Below are 3,484 nucleotides of genomic sequence, written 5' to 3'. Positions count from 1 at the left end.
CGGTTCGACGAGCCCGCCGATGATCTTCGACAACGTGCTCTTGCCTGCGCCGTTCTCGCCCGTCAACGCAAGCGCGTGGCCCGGCTCGAGCGTCAGCGTGACGTCGGCGAGCACGGGTTCGGCATAGGTCTTGCCGATGCCGGATACGGACAGCACGGGAGGGGCTGCGCGGGAGGGTTGGAAGGTCGGGTCCATCGCGATCCTGGTTGCGGCCGCGCGCACGCGGCGCGCGGGTGTGACGCTCACAAGTGCATGTGCATGCAGTGGCCGTGATCGCGCTCACCCCGGATAACGGCCGCCGCGCCAAATTCTTGAGGGCGGCGGCCGCATCGGGGCCGCGTCACTTCGTCACGAGATCCACCGGCGTCTCGACCACGCCCGACATGTCGGCCTGCTTGCGATGCTCGGCGATCGCCTTGAGCGCCGTGTCGATGCCGAACACCGCCTGCTTCGCCGCGTACTGATCGGCGGTCGCGAGCACGCGGCCGTCCTTCAGCATCGGCTTGATCGCGTTGATGTTGTCGTAGCCGACCACGAGCACCTTGCCCTGCTTGCCGGCCGCACGCACGGCCGACACGGCGCCGATCGCCATGTTGTCGTTGCCGCACAGCAGCGCCTTCAGGTTCGGATATTCGTTGAGCATCGCGGCAGCGACCGCATTGCCCTTGTCGATTTCCCATTCGCCGGACTGCACCGACACGACCTTCATTCCGCCCGCCTTCATCGCGTCCTGGAAGCCGGCCGTGCGCTGCTGCGCGTTGGTCGTCGTCGACACGCCTTCGACGATGCCGACCTGGTCGCCCGCCTTCAGCCGCTTCGCGAGGTAATCGCCGATCTTGCGCGCGCCCTTGCGGTTGTCCGGCCCGACGAACGGCACGTTCAGGTTCTTCGACTTCAGCACGTCGGGGTCGAGCCGGTTGTCGATGTTCACGACGATGATGCCCGCGTCGACCGCCTTCTTCACGACTGGCACGAGCGCCTTCGAATCGGCCGGTGCGAGCACGATCGCGTCGACCTTCGACACGATCATCTGCTCGACGATGCGGATCTGGTTCGCGGTGTCGGTCTCGTCCTTGATGCCGTTGGTGATCAGGTCGAACTGGCTCGCGTTGTGTTTCTGGTATTCCTTCGCGCCCGTTTCCATCGTCAGGAAGAACTCGTTGGCGAGCGACTTCATCACGAGTGCGACCTTCGGCTTGGCCGTCGATTGCGCGTGGACGGCCGGTGCGGCGGCGACCGCGACGGCGGCGAGTGCGGCGGTCAGGAAGCGACGGCGAAAGAGGACATTCATACACATCTCCTGGCGACTGGCCTCAAGGGCCGGACGATTGTTTGACTGTTGTTTTAATGTGAGCAAACGTTTGCGCCACACTACCCGGACAACGGCCATCGATGCTGCTGTCGGTACCACGGAATGGAAGCGAGGCAGACGGCCGACTGCCTGACGCGTGCTGTCGATGACGCGTCGCCGCCGGCGGGACGCCGGCGGAGTGAAGGCTATGCTGTACCGATTCGTGTCGGCGCGCAACCTGTCTGATCAATATTTAAGGGTTTATTCGGAGCGCGCGTCACGCCGGGTCCTGCGGTGCCGGCTCGTCTTCATCAACCGACGGCGGCTCGCCGAACCGGTTCGCATCCGGCGTGCCGGCGATGAAGCCGTTCATCACGAACAACGCGAGCGCGCCGACGATCGGCACGAACAGCAACAGCATCCACCATCCCGACTTGTCGATGTCGTGCAGCCGCTTCACGCCCACCGCAATCGACGACCACACAGCGATGACCCCGATGGCGACGAGCACCGCCATCACCAGCGGCGGCAGATCGTCATTCGACGAACCGCGCGAACCCGCATCGAAAAACGCGCTGAGCAAAGCGTAAAACAGCGCGTAGATCCACCACGGCAGTCGCCCGATCCGGCCTTCGAAGGAAAAGAGAAACCATCTCAGATTCATTGTTTACCTCGTCGTCATGCGTGTTGCGTACTGCACAATATGTCGCGGAGTGTGTCGGAACCGGCGATCCGCGTGCAGGGTTCCGTGAATGCGAACCGACTGTCGGTCATGCGTCCCGCGGCTCGTTCCGGTGCTGTGCATTGCGCCGCTGTGCGGGCCTACCGGTCAGGTGGTGGTCGAAGGGCCGCGTCAACGCCCGTCCGCAGGCATTCACGCGCATTGAATCACATCGGTGGGGAAACGGGTCGCCCGGTATGGCGGATGACAGCACCCGAAACGGGGTGCTCGCACGTGCTGCCTTGATGGTGTGCCGGCAGGCGACCGTATCGCGCTCGCCGCGTGTGATGATGAATCGGACTGGAAACCGCGATGGCGGTCGATGATTCGGTGAATCGAACAACCCAGGCGGCGGCAGATCGCCTGCCGCCGCCCAATGCATGACAACCCGCGCAGGTACGTCGCGCCATCTGCTGCAATGGCGCGGACGGCGCGCGACGCGTTGTCGTCAGACGGCTTCGCGCAACAGCCCCGCGATTTCCGCTTCGTTCAGGTGCGGCGCGAACATCTCGATCAGCCGGTACGCATAGGCGCGCAGGAACGCGCCCTTGCGCAGCCCGACCCGCGTCGTGCTCGCCTCGAACAGGTGTTGCGTGTCGAGCGCGACGAGCCCCGTGTCGCGTTGCGGATCGTAGGCCATCGCCGCGACGACGCCGATCCCCATCCCGAGTTCGACGTAGGTCTTGATCACGTCCGCGTCGATCGCGGTCAGCACGACATCGGGCACGGCACCCGCCTGCGTGAACGCCTGGTCGATGTGCGAGCGGCCCGTGAAGTCCTGGTCGTACGTGATGATCGGATACTCGGCGATTTCCTCGAGCGTCAGGTTTTCGCGGCCGACGAGCGGATGGTCCTTCGGCACGACCACCGTGTGGTGCCACGAATAGCACGGGAACGTGACGATGTCCGGGTAGCGGTCGAGCGCCTCGGTCGAGATGCCGAGATCGGCCTCGCCGTTCAGGATCATCTGCGCGATCTGCTGCGGGCTGCCCTGGCGCAGCGCGAGATGCACCTTCGGGAACACGTCGGTGAACTGTCGGATCACCTTGGGCAGCGCATAGCGCGCCTGCGTGTGGGTCGTTGCGACGACGAGGTGGCCGCTGTCCTGGTCGGCGAACTGGCGCGCGACACGGCGCAGGTTCTCGGCATCGAGCAGCATCCGCTCGATCAGCTGGTGCACGGCCTTGCCGGGCTCCGTGAGCCCCGTCAGCCGCTTGCCGCGGCGGATGAAGATGTCGACGCCGAGCTCGTCCTCGAGATCCTTGATCTGCTTCGACACGCCCGACTGCGACGTGTACAGCACGTTCGCGACTTCCGTCAGGTTCATGTTCTGGCGCACCGCTTCGCGCACGAAGCGCAGTTGCTGAAAATTCATGGGTATGCCTCTTAGGCTGTCGTTGTTTGCTTGTGTAATCGGAGCGGCACCCGCCCCCTCCTGCCCTGCACCCGCGCGTCAGCGCGCGGGGAATACG

The 3,484-nt window shown here is 64.8% G+C and carries 4 protein-coding genes; all 4 read right to left on the bottom strand.

Annotation, left to right across the window (positions count from 1 at the left end):
- Positions 1 to 195: ATP-binding cassette domain-containing protein (locus JYJ84_RS31745; RefSeq protein WP_205189938.1), on the bottom strand; the 195-nt coding region annotated here is incomplete at its 3' end.
- Positions 196 to 340: 145 nt separating this feature from the next.
- Positions 341 to 1,291 carry a sugar ABC transporter substrate-binding protein gene (locus tag JYJ84_RS31740; protein WP_043182740.1) on the bottom strand — a complete coding sequence of 317 codons (951 nt, stop codon included), beginning with the start codon at positions 1,289 to 1,291 and terminating at the stop codon, positions 341 to 343.
- A 277-nt stretch (positions 1,292 to 1,568) separates the two neighbouring features.
- The gene (locus tag JYJ84_RS31735) at positions 1,569 to 1,955 is read right to left on the bottom strand and encodes a DUF805 domain-containing protein (RefSeq protein WP_122945300.1); all 387 of its coding nucleotides are present in this window, start codon (positions 1,953 to 1,955) and stop codon (positions 1,569 to 1,571) included.
- 505 nt (positions 1,956 to 2,460) lie between these two features.
- Entirely contained in the window at positions 2,461 to 3,387 is a 927-nt protein-coding gene (locus JYJ84_RS31730) for a CysB family HTH-type transcriptional regulator (RefSeq protein ID WP_122945299.1), read from the bottom strand.
- Between the last annotated feature and the right edge of the window lie 97 nt (positions 3,388 to 3,484).

Source organism: Burkholderia sp. LMG 13014, assembly GCF_905232215.1.
Taxonomy (GTDB): Bacteria; Pseudomonadota; Gammaproteobacteria; order Burkholderiales; family Burkholderiaceae; genus Burkholderia.
Note: the sequence above shows the minus strand (reverse complement) of the source record. Positions and strands in the feature narration are given on the sequence as shown.

Coding starts and splice junctions, on each gene's coding strand:
- JYJ84_RS31735 (WP_122945300.1), bottom strand. CDS start 1,955: ATGAATCTGAGATGGTTTCTCTTTTCCTTCGAAGGCCGGATCGGGCGA.
- JYJ84_RS31740 (WP_043182740.1), bottom strand. CDS start 1,291: ATGAATGTCCTCTTTCGCCGTCGCTTCCTGACCGCCGCACTCGCCGCC.
- JYJ84_RS31730 (WP_122945299.1), bottom strand. CDS start 3,387: ATGAATTTTCAGCAACTGCGCTTCGTGCGCGAAGCGGTGCGCCAGAAC.